At 70.5% G+C, this 20819-nt stretch carries 15 protein-coding genes and 2 tRNA genes; 11 read left to right on the top strand and 6 right to left on the bottom strand.

The features are described from left to right. The first annotated feature begins 86 nt into the window (after window positions 1–86). Window positions 87–734 (top strand): response regulator transcription factor, encoded by a 648-nt coding sequence (locus tag LMI96_RS13185; RefSeq protein ID WP_228361816.1) that lies wholly within the window; start codon window positions 87–89, stop codon window positions 732–734. Continuing rightward, window positions 727–2892, top strand: coding sequence for a sensor histidine kinase (locus tag LMI96_RS13180; RefSeq protein WP_228361815.1), 2166 nt, complete (start codon window positions 727–729; stop codon window positions 2890–2892). The genes LMI96_RS13185 and LMI96_RS13180 overlap by 8 nt, the downstream gene beginning before the upstream one ends. Here LMI96_RS13180 and LMI96_RS13175 read toward each other — a convergent pair. Further along, the gene (locus LMI96_RS13175) at window positions 2859–4406 is read right to left on the bottom strand and encodes a chitinase (RefSeq protein ID WP_228361814.1); all 1548 of its coding nucleotides are present in this window, start codon (window positions 4404–4406) and stop codon (window positions 2859–2861) included. The genes LMI96_RS13180 and LMI96_RS13175 overlap by 34 nt on opposite strands. Continuing rightward, window positions 4403–6700, bottom strand: a complete 2298-nt coding sequence (locus LMI96_RS13170; protein ID WP_223722563.1) for a glycosyltransferase family 2 protein — start codon at window positions 6698–6700, stop codon at window positions 4403–4405. Before LMI96_RS13170 ends, LMI96_RS13175 begins: the two co-directional genes overlap by 4 nt. 245 nt (window positions 6701–6945) lie before the next feature. Between LMI96_RS13170 and pheA the strand changes: the two genes are divergently transcribed. After that, window positions 6946–7899 carry a prephenate dehydratase gene (gene pheA / locus LMI96_RS13165; RefSeq protein WP_223722564.1) on the top strand — a complete coding sequence of 318 codons (954 nt, stop codon included), beginning with the start codon at window positions 6946–6948 and terminating at the stop codon, window positions 7897–7899. A gap of 393 nt (window positions 7900–8292) precedes the next feature. Here the strand turns inward: pheA and LMI96_RS13160 are convergent, their stop codons facing one another. Then, window positions 8293–9339 carry an LLM class flavin-dependent oxidoreductase gene (locus LMI96_RS13160; protein WP_228361813.1) on the bottom strand — a complete coding sequence of 349 codons (1047 nt, stop codon included), beginning with the start codon at window positions 9337–9339 and terminating at the stop codon, window positions 8293–8295. A gap of 306 nt (window positions 9340–9645) precedes the next feature. Here LMI96_RS13160 and LMI96_RS13155 point away from each other — a divergent pair, with 306 nt between their 5' ends. Together LMI96_RS13155 and LMI96_RS13150 are read left to right on the top strand one after the other, a co-directional pair. Further along, a complete protein-coding gene (locus tag LMI96_RS13155; RefSeq protein ID WP_228361812.1) occupies window positions 9646–10065 on the top strand; it encodes a hypothetical protein in 420 nt (139 codons plus the stop codon). Then, complete coding sequence (locus tag LMI96_RS13150; RefSeq protein WP_223722567.1) at window positions 10058–11413, top strand: hypothetical protein; 1356 nt, start codon at window positions 10058–10060, stop codon at window positions 11411–11413. Before LMI96_RS13155 ends, LMI96_RS13150 begins: the two co-directional genes overlap by 8 nt. Window positions 11414–11447: 34 nt before the next feature. Here LMI96_RS13150 and LMI96_RS13145 read toward each other — a convergent pair whose 3' ends face one another. Further along, on the bottom strand, window positions 11448–12800 hold the full coding sequence (locus LMI96_RS13145; protein ID WP_228361811.1) for a deoxyribodipyrimidine photo-lyase: 1353 nt from the start codon (window positions 12798–12800) through the stop codon (window positions 11448–11450). 156 nt (window positions 12801–12956) lie between these two features. Then, window positions 12957–13955 (bottom strand): diacylglycerol kinase family protein, encoded by a 999-nt coding sequence (locus LMI96_RS13140; RefSeq protein WP_223722569.1) that lies wholly within the window; start codon window positions 13953–13955, stop codon window positions 12957–12959. Window positions 13956–14739: 784 nt separating this feature from the next. Between LMI96_RS13140 and serS the strand changes: the two genes are divergently transcribed. The 6 genes from serS (at window position 14740) to LMI96_RS13110 (ending at window position 19884) form a co-directional block, all read left to right on the top strand. Beyond that, window positions 14740–16005, top strand: coding sequence for a serine--tRNA ligase (gene serS / locus LMI96_RS13135; protein WP_228361810.1), 1266 nt, complete (start codon window positions 14740–14742; stop codon window positions 16003–16005). Then, window positions 16002–16910, top strand: coding sequence for an HAD family hydrolase (locus LMI96_RS13130; RefSeq protein WP_223722571.1), 909 nt, complete (start codon window positions 16002–16004; stop codon window positions 16908–16910). The genes serS and LMI96_RS13130 overlap by 4 nt, the downstream gene beginning before the upstream one ends. A 59-nt stretch (window positions 16911–16969) precedes the next feature. After that, window positions 16970–17054, top strand: a tRNA-Ser gene (locus LMI96_RS13125). 184 nt (window positions 17055–17238) lie between these two features. Continuing rightward, window positions 17239–18285, top strand: coding sequence for an NAD(P)-dependent alcohol dehydrogenase (locus tag LMI96_RS13120; protein WP_228361809.1), 1047 nt, complete (start codon window positions 17239–17241; stop codon window positions 18283–18285). Between the two features lie 171 nt (window positions 18286–18456). Then, complete coding sequence (locus LMI96_RS13115) at window positions 18457–19728, top strand: LCP family protein (RefSeq protein WP_228361808.1); 1272 nt, start codon at window positions 18457–18459, stop codon at window positions 19726–19728. Between the two features lie 64 nt (window positions 19729–19792). Further along, window positions 19793–19884 (top strand) — tRNA-Ser (locus tag LMI96_RS13110). On the opposite strand, the gene LMI96_RS13105 is transcribed toward LMI96_RS13110, so the two are convergent. Next, window positions 19863–20540, bottom strand: a complete 678-nt coding sequence (locus tag LMI96_RS13105; RefSeq protein WP_228361807.1) for a gamma carbonic anhydrase family protein — start codon at window positions 20538–20540, stop codon at window positions 19863–19865. The two genes, LMI96_RS13110 and LMI96_RS13105, sit on opposite strands and share 22 nt — an antisense overlap. Window positions 20541–20819: the final 279 nt, after the last annotated feature.

Genomic DNA, 20819 nt, shown 5'->3' with positions numbered 1-20819 from the left:
ATCGGTCACGTCTTGCGTGACTTCGTTCGTTCACCGCGCCGGCCGGTGGGCCATACTCAGGGTGAACGTTGACCCGAGGGGGAGCGATGGCAGATGCGGCGCGCATCGCGATCGTGGATGACCACGAGCTGCTGGCCCTGGCCGTGCGGCACCTCGTCGACGGCGCGGACGGGCTCGTGTTCGCCCGCCACGCCCTCACGGTGCACGACCTGGTGCAGCCGATGCGGGATGCGGACGTCGTGCTGCTCGATCTCAGCCTCCGGGACGGCACCGATCCGGAGACGAACGTCGCGCGCATCCGGTCGTGGGGTGCGCGCGTGCTCGTGCTGACCTCCGGCGAAGACGCGTACCTGGTCCGTGCCGCCTCGCGCACCGACGTGCTCGGCATCCTCCGCAAGTCCGCCCCGCACGAGAGCATCGTCGCGGCGCTGCACGCCGCCGCGGAGGGCACGCACGTGCCGACGGCCGAATGGGCGTCGGCGCTCGACACCGACCCCCGCCTCGAGAGCGCCCCGCTGACGGTGCGCGAGCGCGAGGTGCTCGGGCTGTACGCCTCCGGGCTGGGCGCCCGGGAGGTCGCCGCGCGCCTCTTCATCAGTGAGAACACCGTCAACGACCACCTCCGCCGCATCCGTTCGATCTACCACCAGCTCGGCCGGCCCGCCACGACGAAGGTCGAGCTCTACCAGCGCGGCATCGAAGACGGGTTCGTGCCCGCTCCGCGCCGTGGCTGAAGCCGGGCCCGGCGAGCGTTCCGCGCGCCGAATCTTCGTGATCGCCGCCGCCGTCCTGATCGGGGCGATCGTCGCGGTCAACCTCACCTTCATCGCCGGCGGCGGGCAGCGCCCGTTCCCGCTCTGGTACTCGCTGCTCGCGGGTGCGGCGGCCGTACTCACCCTTCTGCCCGCGGTCGTCGTCCGCTGGCTGCCCGACCGGGCGGTGCGGGTGTGCGGGCTCGTCGCCGTGCTTCTCTACCTGTCGGTGCTGCTCGCCTTCCCCGTCGCCGCATCCGGGCACGGCGTCGGCCGGATCCCGTGGATCCTGACCGCGTCCAGTGCGGCGGTCGTGATGGCGCTCGTCGCGCAGGGGCGCACGCTGGCATGGGTGACGGTCGCGGCGGGAGCGGCCGCCGGCATCGTCTACCGCCCGCTGTTCGGCGGATTCGACATGGACGGCGTCGTCAACGACCTGCACGCCCTGCTGACCGGGGCGGTGATCTGCGTCGTCGGCGACCGCATCCTGTCGGTCGCGCGCGGTCTCGATCGGGCCGCGACCGAGACCGCCGCCGCGGCGGCCCGCGCGTCGGCGGAGCGGGGGAGGCTCGCTGCCCGTGCCCGGGCGAGTGCGCTCGTGCACGACGAGATCCTCGCGACGTTGAACGTCGCGGCGACCGACCTGCCCATTCCGCACGATCGGGTGGCCGAGCAGGCGCGACGTGCGGCCGCGGGCGTGACCCGGCTCGTCGATGCGGATGCCGACGAACGGCCGACGCTGCGGGCGGCTCTCTGGGCCGAAGCCGCGCAGCACGGCGCCGCGTTCCGCGAGGCGGGACGCACGGGATCCGAGATGCCGGCCGAGGTGCAGGAGCCGATCGTGGCGGCGGTGCGGCAGGCGTTGGGCAACAGCGTGCGGCACGCCGGTCCGGATGCGGCGCGCACCGTCGCGCTGGTCGTCTCCGACTCCGAGATCCATGTCGAGGTCGGAGACGACGGCGTCGGGTTCGACGTGTCGGCGATCCCGCACGACCGTCTCGGCATCCGGCAGAGCATCGTGGCGCGGATGGCGCGCGTGCCCGGCGGCAGCGGCGAGATCTTCTCGACCCCCGGCCGGGGCACCCGCGTGCGGCTGGTGGTGCAGCGGCCGGCCGTGGGCGGCGATCTCCGCGCCGACGGCCAGCGCGCGCTCCGTGCGGGACTCGGCGTGATCGCCGTCATGTTCGTGATCGTCCAGGTCTTCTCGGCGGTCGCGGCGGTCGCGGCAGCCCCCTCGAGCGTGTTCGTGCAGGCGGTCATTCTCGCGGCCGTGGTGTGGGCCGCCGAAACCCTCCGGCGTTCGCCGACTCTCGTTCCGTCCCGCGGCCGGGTCGCGGTGGTGGTCGCGACGGTCGTCGGAGCCGTGGCCGTCGGCCTCGCGTTCGTGCCCTTCACCTACGGCGCGACCTGGTTCGCGACCGCCGCCGCCTTCGTCCTCGTCGCGGTGGCCCTCCGCCGCCGTCCGCGGATCGCGCTCCTCGGCGCGGCGGTCGTCGTCACCGCGATCGTCGTCGCGGGGTTCGTCGCGCAGGCTCCTTCGGGCCAGGTGCTGCAGATGACGGTGCGACCGATCGCGATCGTGATCCTCGCGGCCGCGCTGCTCGGCGTTCTCGGACGGATGCAGGCCGACATCGCCGCGCTGCATGCCGAGGCCGTCGCGTCGATCGAGGCCGAGAGCTGGTCGCGCGCTGCGCGTGACGAGCTCGCCGACCGCGTCGCGGACCTCGCTCGCACGGTCGTGCCGGTGCTGCAACGGCTCGCCGACGGCCCGCCGCCGACCGCCGCGGACCGGCGCCGGTTCGCCGCGCAGGAGGGCGAACTGCGCGACAGTCTGCGGGCCGGACTACTGGTGCGCGAGCCGCTGACCGCGGCCGCCGCGCAGGCCCGCGCGCGCGGAGTGGATGTCGTCCTTCTGGACGACAGCGATGTCGGGGCGGCGGACGCGATCGTGGATGCGGTCGCGGTCTGGATGGCGGCGCGCGTCGGTGAGGCGAGATTCCGCGCCGTGGGGCGGATGCTGCCGAGGTCGCGCGAGACCTGGGCGACGGTCGCCATCGATGAGCGATTCGCCGAGTTCGGGCCCGCGGACGCACCGGCCGCATCCGTTCACGACGGAGTGATGAGCTTCCAGGGCGAGTAGTCGCGGTCGAGGACGGACCGGTCGGGTCGCTGACCCTGCGACCACCATCTGGCCTCGTAGCCGCTGCCGTCGAGCATCACACGGTCGCCCTGGTTGTACAGCGTCGACACCGACCAGTCCGGATAGGTGCCGGCCGGCAGCTGCGGCAACGTGAAGGGCGTGTCCGAGTCGAGGACGGGGCCGAGATAGCTCCACGCGGACCCGGCGACGTCGAGGGTCGGGTCATCGGGAGTCGGGCCGTCCTCGTTCCACCACTTCGACATGTAGACCGAACCGTTCCAGACGACCTTGACGGCAGACGAGTAGAACATCTGCGACGACCAGACCGGGTACGGGCTCGTCTTCGGGTCGTCGGCGATGACCTCGCCGTCGCCCTCGTCGAGGGCGCGCCCCCCGGGCGTCCCGGAGTAGCCATCATCGAGCAGATCGGCGAAGCGCTCCCCGCCCTGCTCGATGCCGCTGCATCCGGTCGACACGACGGTCGGATGCGGGTAGTTCGACCCACAGGTTTGATCGCGGTTGAGTGACCACATCGACATGCGCGCGACCCCGTGCTCCTTCGCGAAGGCGTTCAGTGCGCGCGCGTCGTCGAGCGTGAACACCTCGCCGGCGACGTCGTTGCGGCCGATCATGGGCGTCGCGCCGATCAGCGACCAGGCGCCGCCGGGCGGGAGGTCGACCGCGTGGCGATCCCACGCATCCGCCAGCTGAGGGGCGAGCGCGGTCAGCGCGTCGATGCTGAGCGCCGACATCGACGCGACCGATCCGTCGGTGCCGTAGTTCATGGTCATGCCGTTCACCCCGGCGACCTCGACCCCGGCCGAGAGCAACGCGTCGACCTGTTCGAGGCCCTCGGGCGTCAACCCGTACGGCGCGATCGGCAGGGTGAGCCAGACGTCGAGCGGGCGGTCATCGGCGCGACGCTCCGCCTGGAGTGCGGCGACGGCGGCGGCGCGGCGGGCGGTCGCGGCCGTATCGGCGAGCAGGTCGCCCTCGATGTCGAGGTCGATGACGTCGAGGCGATACCTGTCGAGCACCGTGCGGTACGCGCCCGCCAGCGATTCCGCATCCGCGCAGGCGGCGGCGAGTTCGGTGTTGATCGCACCGCCGAACGAGACCGCGACCGGTGTGCCCTCGCGGTGCATCCGCTCCACCCGCCGGTCGAGCTCGAAGAGTCTCGCCGCGTCGTCGAGCGTGTAGGCCTTGCCCCAGGTCGGCGTGCAGTCGTCGTCTCCTGCGGCCACCACGAACGCGAGGACCGCGCCGCCCGTCGTCTGCTCGAGCGCGCTCCGAGCGAGCTGTTCGCCCGACTCCAGCGTCACGTCGTAGTAGCCGGCGAACCACTGCTGCGCGGCGGCCGCGCCGGAGATCGGCGGGGCCAGCTGGGGCATCACGACGGCCGCGAACACGGATGCGGACGCGACGATCATGCCCACGATGCTCGCCGCGAGACGCGGCAGCGAGAGGCGCCTGCCGGCGAACCGCGAGACGGTGGCGGGGCGGATGCGGCTCATCGGGCCACCTCCATCGCCTCGAGGGGGCCGTCGTCGATGATGCTCGCCCATCGGGCCGCGCCCGCGTGGGCAGGCGCCGGGGCCGCGTCGGCGGCGACCCAGATCCAGTTCAGCCATCCCCACCAGATGTCCGACAGCGTGTTCCGGATGCCGACGAGTCGCACGAGCGCCAGAGCGAGCGAGAGCGCGGTGATGCCTGCGAACACGGTCGTTCCCCAGGCGCCGTCGAGTGCCCCGCGCACCGCGATGACGGTGGCGCCGGCGGTGAGGAGCAGCGGCGCCACCAGCATCAAAGCCGGCGCCGACGTGCGGGTGTGCACCTTGGGGGTGCGGACGAACCGGGCTTTGCGGCCGGTCAGAGCCTGCCCGATCGACCCGATCGTGCCCGCGAGATTCACGGTCAGCAGCAGGAGATTGAGGCCGTAGACGCCGACGACGTCACGACGTCGGTACCCGAGGTGATGCAGATCGGACGCCATCTCGACGAAGTAGGGCAGCACGATCAGCAGCAGCAGCACCGTGACCAGCTGCCCGTCCAGCGGATACAGCGTGAGGATCGCGATCAGCCCGAGCGTGACCCAGGCGATCGAACCGAGGTAGTTCGCGCGCAGCAGGCGCTCGGGGACCGACAGCGGGGTGCCCGCGCGGCGGCGACGCTGGATCAGGTCGTGCAGTCGCGGCAGCACGAGCAGTCCGCCATCCGCCCAACGCCGGCGCTGGATCACGAGGGCGCCGAAATCCGGAGGGGTGGCGCTGTAGCTGAGCCGCTCGGGGTAGTTGCGCAGCGACCAGCCGTGGATCGCGAGATCGAGGCTGGAGTCGGTGTCTTCTATCGCGGTGCGGTCGGAGATGAACCGGACGACCCGCATCCCGCGCTCCACGCTCTCGCGGCGCAGATCGGTGAGCGCTTCGCGGCGGAGGATCGCGTTCGCGCCCACCCAGAACGTCGCCCCGAACGCCGAGAGCCCCTGGTGCACGATGTGCTGCAGGTCGGTCGTCGCGCCCGCGAGGCGTTCGATCCGCGACGGGGCGCCGCGGTACGCGGAGTACGGGGTCTGCATGACCGCCACCCGCTCGTTGCCGGCCCGCTCGAGTTCGAGCACCAGCCGGAGGCAGTACTCCGGAAGCAGCATCGAATCGGCGTCGAGGGTCAGGATGTAGTCGCTCTCGGGCACGTCGATGATCTCGCCCGTCTCGTGCGCGGCGTCGCCGGCGGGGACGAGCGTTTCGGTGATCCCGTCGGAGACGACACGGTAGCGACCGCCGAGCAGCTGGAGGTAGCTGTTCAGGTTCATTGCCTTGTTGGGCTCGTGCGAGAGGGAGGCGAAGCGTTTCCGTTCGAAGACCGTCGCCTCGACCGAGAAGATCCGCACGATCCGCAGCAGGAGCTGCTCGGCGCGCGCCCGGGGAAGCGGCGGCTCGCCCGCCTCGGCGGCCTCGTGCAGAGCCGTCGCCGTCGCGTCCAGGTCGGCCGCGAGACCGCGCAGGACCCGGTCGACGAAGAACGTCTCGACGTGCGTGCGCGGGGGTTCCGCATCCGCTCGCCCACGCAGCCAGGCCGCGGCGGCCGCGTGCTCGCGCATCACGATCTCGGTCGTGCGGGCGTCCAGGACCTCGCCGCGAAGCCGCTCGAGGGCGTACTCGGCGCGGGCGCGGGGCGGCGCGAAGTCCTGCACCAGTTCGGCGGTCAGGGCGCGGCTGCGGTCGAGGACCGCGCGCTCGTCGGCATCGCTCGGATGCGGATCGTCATCGAGCAGCAGCACGATCCGCAGCGCGCCGAACTCCTGCAGAGCGACCGACCACAGCGCCATCCGAACGAGGTCCGGATCCTCTGCCCGCGACGGCAGCAGCGCGGTCAGCGTGGGGGAGTGGTGCGCGAAGTGCGCGTCCAGGTCGACCCGGCGCACCCGGCGATGCGCCGCGAACCGCGGGAGCGCGGCCGCCCGGGCGAGCAGATACATGCAGGCCGAGAACGTGAGCAGCGTCACGGACAGCAGGAACGCGCTGGTCGAGAGCAGCTGCGCGGCATCCGAGAGCGCGCCGCCCCGGGCGAGCGTGACGATGACCGTGACGATGTACAGCATCCACAGCACGATGCACAGGCACACCGCGAGTCGAGCCCGCGCGATGCGGCCGGCGCTCGGGGCGGCGTGGAACACCGACGGCTGCGCGGCGTCTCTCGCGATGCGGCGGGCACGCCGCCCGGGGCGCCGGGGCGGCGCGGATGCGGCACGCGGCCGCCGGCGATCGTCGCGGCGGCGGTGCCGGGTGCGTGCGGGCGCGTTGAGGGTCATGGCGTTTCCTCCCCTGCCCGGCGCGCAGACGGGCTTCGGGTCGTCTGTGCGCGCGGCCGGCACGCAGCCGGGGGCATTCGATCGTCATCCTCTCGGCTCCGGCGCATGCGGCGTCGCCCGCCCGGCCACCGAGACTGGTGGTTTTCGGCGGGCGGGGGTTTGCGGGTGTGGGGGTTTGCGGGTGCGGGGGATGCATCGAACCTTCCAAGGCGGCGACGGCGCGCGACCGCCTAGGCTGGGTCGCTGTGACTACCGCATCCGTCCCGCCCCGTACCTACAGCTATCTGGGCCCCGCCGGGACGTTCACGGAAGCGGCCCTCGCGCAGGTGCCCGAAGCGCGCGGACAGGTGTGGCGCCCGGTGCGGAACGTCGCCGAAGCGCTCGCCGATGTCGTCGAGGGGCGTTCGGATGCCGCCATGATCGCGATCGAGAACTCGGTCGACGGCGGTGTCTCGACCGCGCAGGACGCGCTCGCGACCATGCCGGGTCTGCGGATCGTCGGCGAGTATCTGGTGCCGGTGAACTTCGTGCTCGTCGGCCGCCCCGGAACGACGCTGGCCGATGTGTCGCTGATCGCCGCGCACCCGGTCGCGTACGCGCAGTGCCTGCAGTGGCTGAGCCGCGAACTGCCGGCTCACGCCCACATTCCCGCCGCGAGCAACGTTGCGAGCGCGATCGGACTGATCGACGGCACGAGCGCTGCGGATGCGGCGATCTCCCCGCCCGGAATCCTCGAGCACCACGATCTCCACCTGCTCGCCGACGGCATTGGCGATAAGAAGGATGCGGTCACCCGCTTCGTGCTCGTGAGCCGCACGGTCGCCCCGCCGGCCCAGACCGGCGCCGACAAGACCTCGCTCATCGTGGAGCTGTCCGATGACCGCCCGGGCGCCCTGCTCGACATGCTCGAGCAGTTCGCGACCCGCGGCATCAACCTGAGTCTGCTGGCCTCGCGCCCGATCGGCGACGCCCTCGGGCGCTACCGATTCGTCATCGACGCGGACGGTCACGTGCTCGACGAGCGGATGGCCGACGCGCTGCTCGGTCTTCGCCGCACGAGCCCGAAAGTCATCTTCCTCGGCTCGTATCCGCGGGCCGATCGCGCCATCATCCGCTATCCCGATCGCTACTCCGACGACATCTTCGTCGAAGCGCGCGACTGGCTGCGCGGGCTGCTGAGCGGCGAGCCCGAGGCCTGATCCCCCGGGCGTGCGCGAGCCCATTTCGCTCACGTGAGCCCACTTTGCTCACGTGTCGCAATCCGCTGGGCGCGCGCGCCGATTGCGCCACGTGAGCGTGAGCCCACTTCGCTCACGTGTCGCATTCCGTCGGGTGAGCGCGCCGATTGCGTCACGTGAGCGCGAGTCGACATCGCTCACGTGTCGCATTCCGTCGGGCGAGCGCACCGATTGCGTCACGTGAGCGCGAGTCGACATCGCTCACGTGGCGCAATTCGCTGGGTGCGGCGACGGATTGCGTCATGTGAGCGCGAGCCCGTTTTGCTCACGTGTCGCATTCCGTGGGGCGCGGCGACCGATTGCGACACGTGAGCGGCGGGAAGATGCAGCGCGGACGGATGCGGAACGCGGACGCTACGCGGCGATCGCGCCCGACAGCAGCTCGAGTGTCTGCGCGCGCCCCGTGGCCGAGCTCATCGGCTCGTCCGCGTAGGCCCCGGCGACCGGTGAGATCATGACCTCGTCGACGCCATGGCGTGCGCTGAAGTCGCGGAGGGCGGTGGCCGCATCCGTCGGCGTTCCGAGGAACCACGACGAGCGTGCCCAGTCGGCGAACGGTGCGGCGAGGTTGTCGGAGGCCTCCGCATCCCGGGCCTCCTCGACCGTCTCGAGCGCGACGAGCGGACGCCCGGTGCGCAGGCGCGCCATCATGCGCACCTGCGGCAGCGCGCGATCCCAGGCCTCCTCGGCCGTGGGCGAGACGACCGCGTTCGCCGTCACGAACGTGCGGGGTTCGGGGTGCGCCTCGCTCGGCCGGTACTGCCCTCGGTAGAGAGCGAGCGCCCGTTCGAGTCCTTCACCGGAGAAGTGGTTCGCGAAGACGTAGGGGAGCCCGGATGCGGCCGCCAACTGCGCCGAGTAGTCGCTCGAGCCGAGCAACCACACCTCGGGGGTGCCGGTCGGGGTGGGCGTCGCGCGCACGGTGTAGGTGCCGCCCGACGTGAAGGACATGGTGGCACCCTCGGCGCTCGTGAGCGCGAGGATGTCGCGGACGTGATCGGGGAACCGGTCCACGTCGCTCGTCGTTCCGCTGCGGTGCAGCAGCTGGGTGATGACCGGGTCGCTGCCCGGGGCGCGGCCGATACCGAGGTCGATGCGCCCGGGGGCAAGCGCCTCGAGCGCGGCGAACTGCTCCGCGACGATGAGCGGCGAGTGGTTCGGCAGCATCACGCCGCCCGACCCGACCCGGATGCGGCGCGTGCGTGCGGCCGCGGCGGCGATCAGAACCGGCGGAGTCGTCGAGGCCACGGCGGGCATGTTGTGGTGTTCGGCGAACCAGTAGCGCGTGAAGCCGAGTTCGTCGGCGCGCTCGGCGAGGGCGAGCGACGAGGCGACCGCTTCGGCACTGGTCTGGCCGGTGCGCACGGGAACGAGGTCGAGGACAGACAGGGAGATGCTCATATCCCTCATGCCAACCCGCCCGCGGGCGCGCTCATTCCCCCCGGCGCTCCGCAGTCGTCGGATCGGTGGGGCGGATGATGACGGATGTGGCGGGTGTGGCGCCCGGCGTCGCTCCGATCCGACGACTCGCGGCCGCACCCACGATGCGCGGCCGTCCCGCCCCCGGGAGTATCGCCCCCGCCCCCGCCACCCACAGAGCCCCGCCCCCGCCCCGCCCCGCTACACCAGCGCCGCCGCAGATGAAAGAGCACGAGGCCAGAATCCCGTGTGTCCATAGGCTGCTGTGAAGAGATGAATGGGGGAACGATGCGGAAGTCCGCTATCGCAGTGGCAGCGGTGACGATCGCGGGGGTCGCGTGGATGGGGTTCGCGCCCACATCCGTCGGCCTCTCGGCGGGGGTAGGGGCGATGGAGTGCCGTGCGGTTCTCGCGCCCATCGATGCGGCAGATCTGACCGACTCGCTGACCGATCAGCAGCAGGAGCGGAGCCAGGAGTGGCTGCTGCAGAACCTGTACATCGACGACATCTCCCAATCGCCGACGGCAGAGGATGCGGGCGAAGTCTTCGCGAATGTCCGCGCGCTGTGCGAGGACGCCCGCGACACCCGCTCACTGTGGATGACTCTGACCGCGGTGTTCGGAACCGGACTCGCTCTCGCGCTGACCCTCGTCCGCCGCACCGACACCGGCACCGTCGCCCACACCGAGGAGGCGACCCGTGGCTGAGTACAGCGAGATTCCGGACCTGATCAAGGACTTCAAGCGCGCCGCGATCGACGCGTACATGCGCACCCTGCCGTACGCGTGGTCGATCGAGGGCGACCACTACGAGATCAGCTCGAGCAGCACCAACACAAAGGTGACCCGCCCCGGCGCGGACGGCGAGGGCGGCGGCGACTGGTCGAGCAACAACTTCATCGCGAATATCTTCACTGGAGGTTCGAACGACGAGGAGTACGGCGGTGCGTTCGACAGCATCCGCTCCCGGATCGACTCCGCGATCGCGCCGTGGCTGACTCTTCCCGACCCCGCCGACATCACGCCGGAGGTCGAGGAGTGCCGCCAGGTGACCCGCAAGCTGTCGGGTGCGGCGGCGGCGTCGAGTGGCGGTCAGGTGGGCGCGGGCATCATCCCGGGGAACATTTCGCTCATCCTGGAGAACAGCGACGCGATGGCCGGTCACGCGATCGCGGCGTTCAAGTCGCAGTTCCTCGCGCAGCTGGGGCCGGTGATCGGAGGACACCACGGAATTTCCCTCGTGGTCGGCTCGGCGCTGGCGGCGGAGGAAGGGCTCTGGGGCGCGGCGCGCCAGGCGGTGGCGGATGCGGTCGCCGCCGGAGTCGCAGCCTCCTCCGCGCTCGCCGCGTCAGGGTCATCGGGGAGTCCCGAGGTGGTGCTGCAAGTCGCCGGCTGGGCGGCGAAGGGCGCCAAGATCTTCGTACCCGGCGCGGGTGCCGTGCTCGAAGTCGCGTCGCTCGGGATCGAGATCCTCGGTGAATCGACGGGCAAACCCGGCGATGACCCGAAGGTATCGGGGGCCGATGCGGAGGCCGTGCTGAGCGCGTTCGAATCCGCGCTGGAACGCATCAACTCCGACATCTCGACCGAGGAGACCCGGCTGCGGGACAACCTCTCGACGAACCTCGCGAACGTCCGTGCGGATCAGACGTCGTACGACCTGTCGGCCCCGCCGATCCGCAACGACCAGGCCGACACCACCGACGTCATCGCCTACCAGCCAGGCCTCATTACCGAGATCACGAAGACCTACCTCCCGGCGATCGCCACCGAGCTGACGAGTGTTGCCGGAACGGTAGCGGGCACGTCGATCGGTGGCGCGCGTCGTGACCCGTCGCTGGGGATCGGCGCCACGGGGCCGGGGGTGGAGTGGGCGGAGCTGTCGTTCCTGCTCCGCGAACTTCTCACCAACCTGTCCTGGGACGTCACGAAGGCGGCCACGAACCTCGATCTCGTGCTGCAGGATCTGCAGGCGCACGAGGAACGGATCACTCAGGAGATCGAGAAGGTGCTCGCCGATCTCGACGCGGGCAACCCGACCGACCCCTGGAACTGACCGACGCCGACCGCCGACTCCGCCGTGCGGCGGGTCAGTTCGCGTTCTTGACGACGTCGTAGGCGTCGAGTGCGCGGGCTCGTGTCGCCTTGAGGTCGACGATCGGGTCCGGCGCGTCGCCGCTGCGGTGCTCGGGGGCCCAGCGCGCGATGTACTCGCCGTTCGCGTCGAACTTCGCGGCCTGCGTCTCGGGGTTGAAGATGCGGAAGTAGGGCGACGCATCCGCCCCGGAACCCGCGACCCACTGCCAGTTGAACGCATTGCTCGCGCCGTCGGCGTCGACGAGGGTGTCCCAGAACCACTGTTCGCCGAGGCGCCAGTCGATCAGCAGGTTCTTGATGAGGAACGACGCCGTCGCCATCCGGATGCGGTTGTGCATCGCGCCGCTCTGCCACAGCTCCTTCATGCCGGCGTCGACGAGCGGAATCCCGGTGCGCCCCTGCTGCCAGGCGCGGAGGTGCTCCTCGTCGAGGTCCGGCCAGGGGAACGCATCGAAGCGCCGCCGCAGGTTCACCGTCGCGAGGTCGGGGTGGAAGAAGAGCGTGTGCCACGCGAACTCGCGCCAGCCGATCTCGGAGAGGAAGCGCCCCGCATCCGCGTTCGCCGCGAGAGTCTCGTGCCACACCGTGAACGGACTGATCTCGCCCCAGCGCAGGCGCGGCGACAGCGCCGAGGTGACCCCCGCGGCGGGCTCGTCCCGGGCGCGGTCGTAGTCGGCGATGTCGTCCGCGAGGAATTCCCGCAGGCGGGCGCGGGCGGCGGGCTCGCCGGGTTCCCATGCCTCGCGGAAGCCGCCGGCCCAGTCGGGGGAGGTCGGCAGCAGGTTCCAGTCGGCGAGGTCGTCGGACGGCGGATGCGGCGTCGCCCCGCGGATCTTCTGCGGCTCCGGAAGCGGCGCGCGCGGGGTGGGTGATTGCAGGCAGGCGCGCCAGAACGGGGTGTAGACGGCGAACGGCGTGCCGGCGCCGGTCTGCACCGTCCACGGCTCGAACAGGAGGTTCGCGGCGAACGACTGGACCTCGAGCCCGTCGGCACGCAGGCTCGACTTCAGCGCCGCGTCGATCTCGCGCTCCGGGCCGCCGTAGCGGCGGTTCCAGTAGACGGCGGTGGCGCCCGCATCCGACACCACCGTAGGAACGACCTCGGCGGCCGGGCCGCGGCGGAGGATGAGATTGCCGCCGCGTTCGCGGAGGCGCTCGCCGAGAGACGCGAGCGAGTGATGCAGCCACCAGTGCGCGGCGCCACCGAGCGGACGGATGCCGGGGGATTCCTCGTCGAGCACGAACAGAGCGATCACGGGCTCATCGCGGTCGACGGCCGCGCGCAGGGCGGGGTTGTCGGCGAGGCGCAGGTCGTCGCGGAACCACACGATCGAAGGGCCGGTCATTCCACTCATCATGCCGGGCCCGTTGCGCCGCCGCCGCGGGCTTGACACCCCGCCGCTGCTCCGACCGCGAGACTGCAGTTTCGCAACGAGACGTCGGTCGCGGGCCAACGTCTCGCCGCCCCACTGCCGTCTCGCGGTCGGGAGACCTGGGGCGGGTCAGAGCCCGCGGAGGTCGTGCCCGGGCGGCACGGCGACCGTCAGCGCCCCCGCTTCGATGCGCGCGATGATGTGCACCGCCTCGCCGAACTCGTCGCCATCCAGCTGCACCGGATGCGGACCCGCCGCCGCCACGTCCAGCGACACCCCGCGCGAGTACCGCACCGAGTTGTCGCGCGTGCGGAGCGACAGCACGCGGCGCCCGGCGCGGAACCGTCGGAGCACGCTGTTGTCCCAGGCGACCCGTCGCCACACGAAGAGCCAGCCCCACCAGCCCTTCGGCTGGAACACCGCGACGTCCATCGACCCATCGGTGACGGATGCCTCCGGGATGAGCTCGAGCCCGGCGGGGAGCGAGCCGCAGTTGGCGAAGAGAACGCTCTGCACCCGGGCCGAATGCATGCGGTTATCGCCGACCTGGTAGACGACGCGGAAGGGATGGGCCGACGCGAGCGAGCGGGCGGCGCCGTCGACGTAGGCCACCCAGCCCATGCTCTTCTTGAGCTTCGGGTTCGTGTTGGCGATCATCGCGGCATCGAGTCCGATGCCGCCCATCACGACGAACGCGTGCTCGTCGGCGGTGCCATCGACGCGGCGAAGGAGGGCGAAGCCGACGTCGACCTGCATCCGCTCGCCGGTGAACGTGCTGCGGATGATGCGTTCCGCGTCATCGAGCGGCAACCGCAGGTTGCGGGCGAGCAGATTGCCCGTTCCGCTGGGCACGATGGTGAGGGCGACTCCGGTGCCGGCGAGGCCCTCCGCGACCGCGCGCACCGTGCCGTCACCGCCCGCGACGAGCACAGCGTCCACGCCCGCGGCCACGGCCGCGTGAGCTTGTCCTTGCCCGATGTCGTCGATCGAGGTCGGGAAGAACAGCGGGTCGGTCCACCCGGCGCGTCGGGAGAAGTGTGTGACCTGCTCGCGCAGCGCCTCGGCGTCGACCTTGATCGGGTTGTAGATGAGTGCGGCGCGGCGCCGTGTCGCCGCGTCCGCTGTCATGGGTCACACGATAACCCGGTACGGCCGCGCCGCCGCGCCGAGCGGCGTGGGGTGCTGGTCTGGGCCGCGCCGAGCGGCGTGCGGCGCGGCCGCCGCGGCGAGCGGCATGCGGCGCGGCCGCAGCGGCGTGCGGCAGGGGGTTCGGCCGCCGCGGCGTGCGGTGAGGTGTTCGGCCGCAGCCGGCGTGCAACTCCTCCAGAATGCGCGCCCCGGGCGCCTGGGGCGCGCGTATCGCTCGTATTGGAGGAGTTGCACGGCGTACCCGCCTCGCACGGCGTATCCGCCTCGCACCGCGCACCTTCCTCGCACCGCGCGCCCCACGCTCCGCGCACCCCTCGCTCCGCCCTCCGCGAGCCCCACCCCGCGGCTCCGCGTTCGGAGAGCCACCCTCGCCCCTGTTCGACGGCGGTTCGGGGGCAGCGCATGGCGCAACTCCTCCAAACGGGGCTAACTCGGGCGCCCAGGGGTGCGGGGACAGCTCGTTTTGGAGGAGTTACACGGCGTGCCCGCCTGGCACCGCGCACCTCCCTCGCACTGCGCACCCCCTCGCTCCGGAGGCTCACCCCGCGGCCTCTCGCCGGGGAACCGCCCCCGTTCGGCGGCGGTTCGGGGGTAGCGCATGGCGTAAATCCTCCAAACGGGGCTATCTCGGGCGCCAGGGGTGCGGGGACAGCTCGTTTTGGAGGAGTTGCACGCCGCACCCGCCTGGCACCCCGCACCCCGCACCCCCGCACCCCACGCACCCCACGCGAGTCTGCACCCCGGGCGCGTCTAGACTTGCGGGGTGATCGATCTTGCACTGCTTCGCGACGCGCCCGAGCTGGTCAAAGCCTCGCAGGAAGCCCGGGGAGAGTCGGCCGACACGGTCGATGCCGCGCTCGTCGCGGACCGCGACCGGCGCGCCGCCATCACCGCTTTCGAGGAGCTGCGCGCGGCCCAGAACGCCCACGGCAAGAAGGTCGCGCAGGCCCCCAAAGACGAGAAGGCCGCGCTCGTGGCCGAGGCCAAGGAGCTGAGCGAGCGGGTCAAGGCGGCACAGGTCGCCGCGACCGCTGCCGAAGAGGCGGCCGCCGAGGCTCTCGGTGCGATCGAGAACATCGTGATCGACGGTGTTCCGGCCGGCGGCGAAGACGACTTCGTGACGCTGCGGACGCACGGGGAGATCCCCTCCTTCGACTTCGCGCCCCGCGACCACCTCGAGCTCGGCGAACTGCTTGGTGCGATCGACATGGAACGCGGCACGAAGGTCTCGGGTAGCCGCTTCTACTTCCTCACCGGCATCGGCGCCCGCCTCGAGCTCGCGCTCATGAGCCTCGCGCTCGACCGCGCGCTGCAGGCCGGCTTCACCCCGATGATCCCCCCGACGCTCGTGCGTCCCGAGGTCATGCGCGGCACCGGGTTCCTCGGCAAGCATGCCGCCGAGGTCTACCACCTCGAGGAGCAGGACCTCTACCTCGTCGGCACGAGCGAGGTACCGCTCGCGGGTTATCACATGGGCGAGATCCTCGACTTGACCCGCGGCGCGAAGCGCTACGCGGGGTGGTCCACCTGCTACCGCAGCGAGGCCGGTTCGTACGGAAAAGACACCCGCGGCATCATCCGGGTGCACCAGTTCAACAAGCTCGAGATGTTCGTCTACGCCGACCCGAGCGACGCCGAGGCGGAGCACCTGCGCCTGGTCGACATGCAGGAGCGGATGCTGCAGGACCTCGGTCTGGCGTACCGCGTCATCGACGTCGCGGCCGGCGACCTCGGATCCTCCGCCGCCCGCAAGTATGACGTCGAGGCGTGGGTTCCGACGCAGGATGCGTACCGCGAGCTCACCAGCACGAGCAATTGCACGACCTACCAGGCGCGTCGCCTGGATGTGCGGCATCGCCCCGACGGCGGCAAGACCGCTCCGGTCGCGACGTTGAACGGCACGCTCGGCACGACGCGCTGGATCGTGGCGATCCTCGAGACGCACCAGCGGGCCGACGGCTCGGTCACGGTGCCCGAGGTGCTCCGCCCGTATCTGGGTGGTCTCGAGGTCATGGAGCCGATCGCGTGAACGACGCGAGCCTTCCCGCCCGCGGCGAGGTCGACGTCGAGCCGGTGAGCGAAGCGGCGGAGCTCGTCGAGGGGCTGGCGAAGGATGCCGCATCCGGCGCCGAGACGATGCTGATCGTGCTCGACATCGACGGGACGGTGCTGCTCGAGGACGAGTCCACGAGCCCCGGAATCGTCGAGGCCATCGCCGACGCCCGTCGCGCGGGTCACGATGTGATGCTCGCGACCGGTCGCAGCTGGGAGGCGACGCATCGCCTGCACGACGTGCTCGAGATCGCGCCCGACTACGCGGTGTGCTCGAACGGTGCGGTGATCATGAAGCGCACGGGGGATCCGGATGCGGGCGCCGCCGCCTACGAGCGGTTCCACACCGAGACGTTCGATGCGCGCGAGGTGCTGACGCTGCTGCGCGAGCACCTGCCCGACGCGCATTACCTCGTGGAGTTGCCCGACGGTCGCCGTCAGTACACCGATTACATGGACGACTGGAACCTCGATCGGGCCGAGCAGGTCGAGTTCGAGGAGCTGTCACGGGTGCCGGTCACCCGCGTCGTGGTGGTGTCGCCCGAGCAGACCGAGCGTGATTTCGTCGAGCTCGTCGAGCGGGTGGGGCTGAACCAGGTCTCGTATGCCGTGGGCTGGACGGCCTGGCTCGATATCGCGCCCAAGGGCGTCGACAAGGGCACGGCGCTGGCGCACGTCAGTGAGTGGACCGGCATCGACGCCGCGCGGGTGCTCGTGATGGGCGACGGGCGCAACGATGTCGGCATGTTCGCGTGGGCGCGCGAGAACGGTGGCCGCGCGGTCGCCATGGGCCAGGGGCCGCAGGAGGTTCGGGATGCGGCGGGCGAGGTCACCGCATCCGTCTCCGAGGGCGGCGTCGCGGCGGTTCTGCGCGAACTCTGAGCCGGGTCGGCCCGCGCATTAGACTCGGGTTTCGACGCGCGCCGGTGACGGTGTCGTCGGGAGGGTTGTCCGAGCGGCCGATGGACCTGGTCTTGAAAACCAGTGGGCAGAGATGTCCCGTGGGTTCGAATCCCACACCCTCCGCTGGTGAGAGGGAGGTCCCCGCAGGGGGCCTCCCTCTCACCATTCGGTAGAGCGGGTTCGAAGCCTTGGGTGGGCCCACGCCGCCCCCGCAACCGCATCCGCATCCGGTCTCCGGTTTATTCCCGCGGAGGGGTGCCCCATCAGACCCTCTTTCTTCGGGCGTGCGGTGGTTATGGTGGCCAGGATGATTGTTAACGCTTATGCGGCCCCGTCCGCCACAGAACCCCTCGTCCCTACGACCATCGAGCGCCGCGATGTGGGCGCCCAGGACGTCCTGATCGAGATCGCCTACGCCGGCATCTGCCACTCCGACATCCACGCCGCCCGCGGTGAGTGGGGCCCGATCAGCTACCCGCAGGTCGTCGGTCACGAGATCGTCGGCGTCGTCACCGAGGTCGGCTCGGGCGTCACGAAGTACGCCGTCGGCGACCGTGTCGGCGTCGGCTGCATGGTCAACTCGTGCCGCGAGTGCGTGAACTGCAAGGCAGGCATGGAGAACTACTGCCTGAAGGGCAACACTCAGACGTACACGTCCGTCGACCGCGACGGCACGATCACGCAGGGTGGGTACTCGACCCACATCGTCGTCGACGAGGACTTCGTGCTCCGCGTGCCGGAGTCGATCGACTACGCCGCCGCCGCTCCCCTCCTCTGCGCCGGCATCACCACGTACTCACCTCTCCGCCACTGGAACGCCGGCCCCGGCAAGAAGGTCGCGGTCGTCGGGATGGGGGGCCTCGGGCACATGGCCGTGAAGATCGCGCACGCTCTGGGCGCCGAGGTCACGGTGCTGTCGCAGTCGCTGTCGAAGCAGGAAGACGGGCTCCGGCTCGGTGCCGACCACTACTACGCCACCGCCGATGGCGTGGTCTTCGAAGAGCACGCGAACGAGTTCGATCTCATCATCAACACGGTGTCTGCCGTCATCGACATGGGCGCGTATCTCGGGCTGCTGGCTCTCGATGGCACGCTCGTCAACGTGGGGGCCCCGCCCGAGCCGCTGCCGATCCAGGTGTTCACGCTGTTCGGCAACCGGCGGTCCTTCGCCGGCTCCGGCATCGGCAGCATCCAGGAGACGCAGGAGATGCTCGACTTCTGCGCCGAGCACGGCATCGCGCCGGAGACCGAGCTGATCTCGGCCGATGAGATCAACGATGCGTGGGAGCGTGTGCTCCGTTCCGACGTCCGCTACCGCTTCGTCATCGACGCCAAGACCCTCGTCACCGCGTAGGTCTGCATCCGGCTCCGCTTCCGCGACGAACATTCCTCGCCGGAAGCGGAGCCGGACCACCCGGGCAACGCACGCCGCGCCTTCAACGAGCTTTCAGGGCTGCGCCCGTAGGATGAGGGCCGTCATGGAGGAGCGGCGCATTCGGTCGCGTCCCCGGAGGAGAGGACCCGAGTGAGCCCGTCAACCCGACCTGGGCGCCGCGAGACCATCGCGCGCCACGGCCAGTTGCGTTCGCCGCATCCGGTCTCGCAGTTCTTCAAACTTCTGGCGGTGGGCCTTGCCGTCGTTCTCGTCGCCGGTGTCGGGATCATCGGGTACAACGTCGCCACCCTGGCGACGGATTACGCCGACGGAGCTGTCGCGCTCGAGGGTCAGGATGCGGCACCGCCCGACATCGGGGCGATCGAGGGCGGCACGAACGTGTTCCTCGCCGGAACCGACGCGTGCGAAGCGGCATACGAGCAGTACTTCGGTGCCCGGTGCACGGGTGCGGATGCGGGCGGCGAGCTCAACGACGTGAACCTGATGGTGCACATCTCCGACAATCCGCGCCGGGTCACCGTCATCTCGTTCCCGCGCGACCTCATGCTGCCGGTCCCCTCCTGCGAGCAGGAGGACGGGTCCTCGACGTCGGCGATGAGCAAGCAGCCGTTGAATTCGACGTTCACCTACGGCGGGCTGTCGTGCACGGTGAAGACGATCTCGACGCTCACGGGCGAGAGCATTCCGTACGCGGCGAAGGTCACCTGGGGTGGCGTGATCGAGATCACGAACGCCGTCGGCGGTGTCGATGTCTGCATCGCGAACGGCATCAAGGACCGCTACACCGGCATCGACTGGCCGGCCGGTCCGCGCAACATCCAGGGCCTCGAAGCATTGCAGTTCCTGCGCACCCGGCACGGCGTCGGCGACGGCGGCGACCTCGGTCGCATCTCGAACCAGCAGCAGTACATGTCGCGTCTGGCCCGCAAGGTCGTGAGCGAAGATGTGCTGTCCGACCCGGCGACGCTGTACAAGCTCGCCACCGTGGCCGTTGACAACATCACGCCCAGCCAGAGCCTGACGAACCCGCTGAAGCTCGTGCAGCTCGCGCTCGCGCTGAAGGGCGTGCCGTTCGAGGACATCGTGTTCGTGCAGTACCCGACGAACGCCGATCCGTCCGACCCGAACAAGGTCGTGCCGAACTACCCGGCCGCCGAGGCGCTGTTCACGGCGCTCGAGGCGAACCAGCAGCTCGTGCTGACCGGAACCACCAGCCAGGGCGACGGCACGATCGTCGCGAGCCCGACGGAGACGCCGGCGCCCGCTGAAACGACCGCGCCGGAGGAGACGCCCGCCCCGACGGAGTCGGCGGCGACCGCACCGGATGTGGCCGAGCTTCCGTCCGCGATCGCCGGTCAGACGGCGGCCGAAGAAACCTGCTCGAACGGCAACGTTCGCTAGCGTTCGGAAGATCGCCTGGCAGCCGTTATGATTGCCAGGTGTGCTCGTCGCGAGGCGAGCGCCTGGAGACGTCGCATAGTTCGGCCTAGTGCACCACCCTGCTAAGGTGGAGTCCCCTCACGGGGACCGAGGGTTCAAATCCCTCCGTCTCCGCCAGTCAACGCCCCGCCAGACGTCGAATCTATTTGCTCGACGCCGCCTATCCGGCAGCGGTCTTCCTCGTCGATCGCTCGGTCTTCCAGGTGTGCGCCGTAGAACGCGGACTGCTGTCGCATGAGTTCCCGCATCGACACGGCAGGTCCGATGCCGTAAACGGTTCCTCCGAAGTTGAGCTGTCGCTGGATCGCCCAGATCTCGTCGTGACGTTCCGGCGGCAGAATCGACGCCGGTTCGCCCACCGCAACCCATCCGATCGGAACGACGGCGCCCGGTTCGAGGACCGTGTTCACGTGCACGACCGCGTTGATTCGAATCTCGGCCCCGCGGCCGATGCGGCTCCCGGGGAACAGTGACGCCCCCGTGGCGACGAAGACCTCGTCTTCCACGACGCTGCCGTTCACGTGCGCGTGCGGGCCGATCATGACCGCTGCGCCGATGCGCACCGGATGCCCCGATCGGCCACGGATCAGGGCCTGCTCCATCACGACGGTGTTCTCGCCGATGGTGACTTCGCCGTCTTCGGCGGTGATGACCACCCCGTGCAGGATGCGGGCGCCCGCCTCGATCCGCACAGCTCCCACGATGACGGCGGACGGAGCGACGTAGGCGGTCGGATCGATCGTCGGCTCGCAGTCCCGATGTCTGATGAGCATTCGCTCGCTCCTCGTCCCGCACCAGCGCCGCTCGCTTCGGCTCCTCCCGACCGTACCCCGCGAGGTTGGTGCGATGGACGCTCCCTACGCGTCGTCGCCGTCCCGAGAGGAGCTCTTGGCCGTCTTGCTCCCAGTATTCACGCTAACCAGCCGCGCGGGTGCGTGCCTCCCTCTCAGGGCGGAGTCGCGGGGATTCGCACGCAGGTTGTGACGTCAGATCGACAGATCGTGTGTGCCGCCGGGGCCACCCTTCATGTCCGTGATTGCCTGAACTTCGGC

This window comes from Microbacterium sp. cx-59, assembly GCF_020805625.1.
GTDB lineage: Bacteria > Actinomycetota > Actinomycetes > Actinomycetales > Microbacteriaceae > Microbacterium.
The sequence above is the reverse complement of the archived record's forward strand: the minus strand, read 5'-3'. Positions and strand labels throughout refer to the sequence as shown.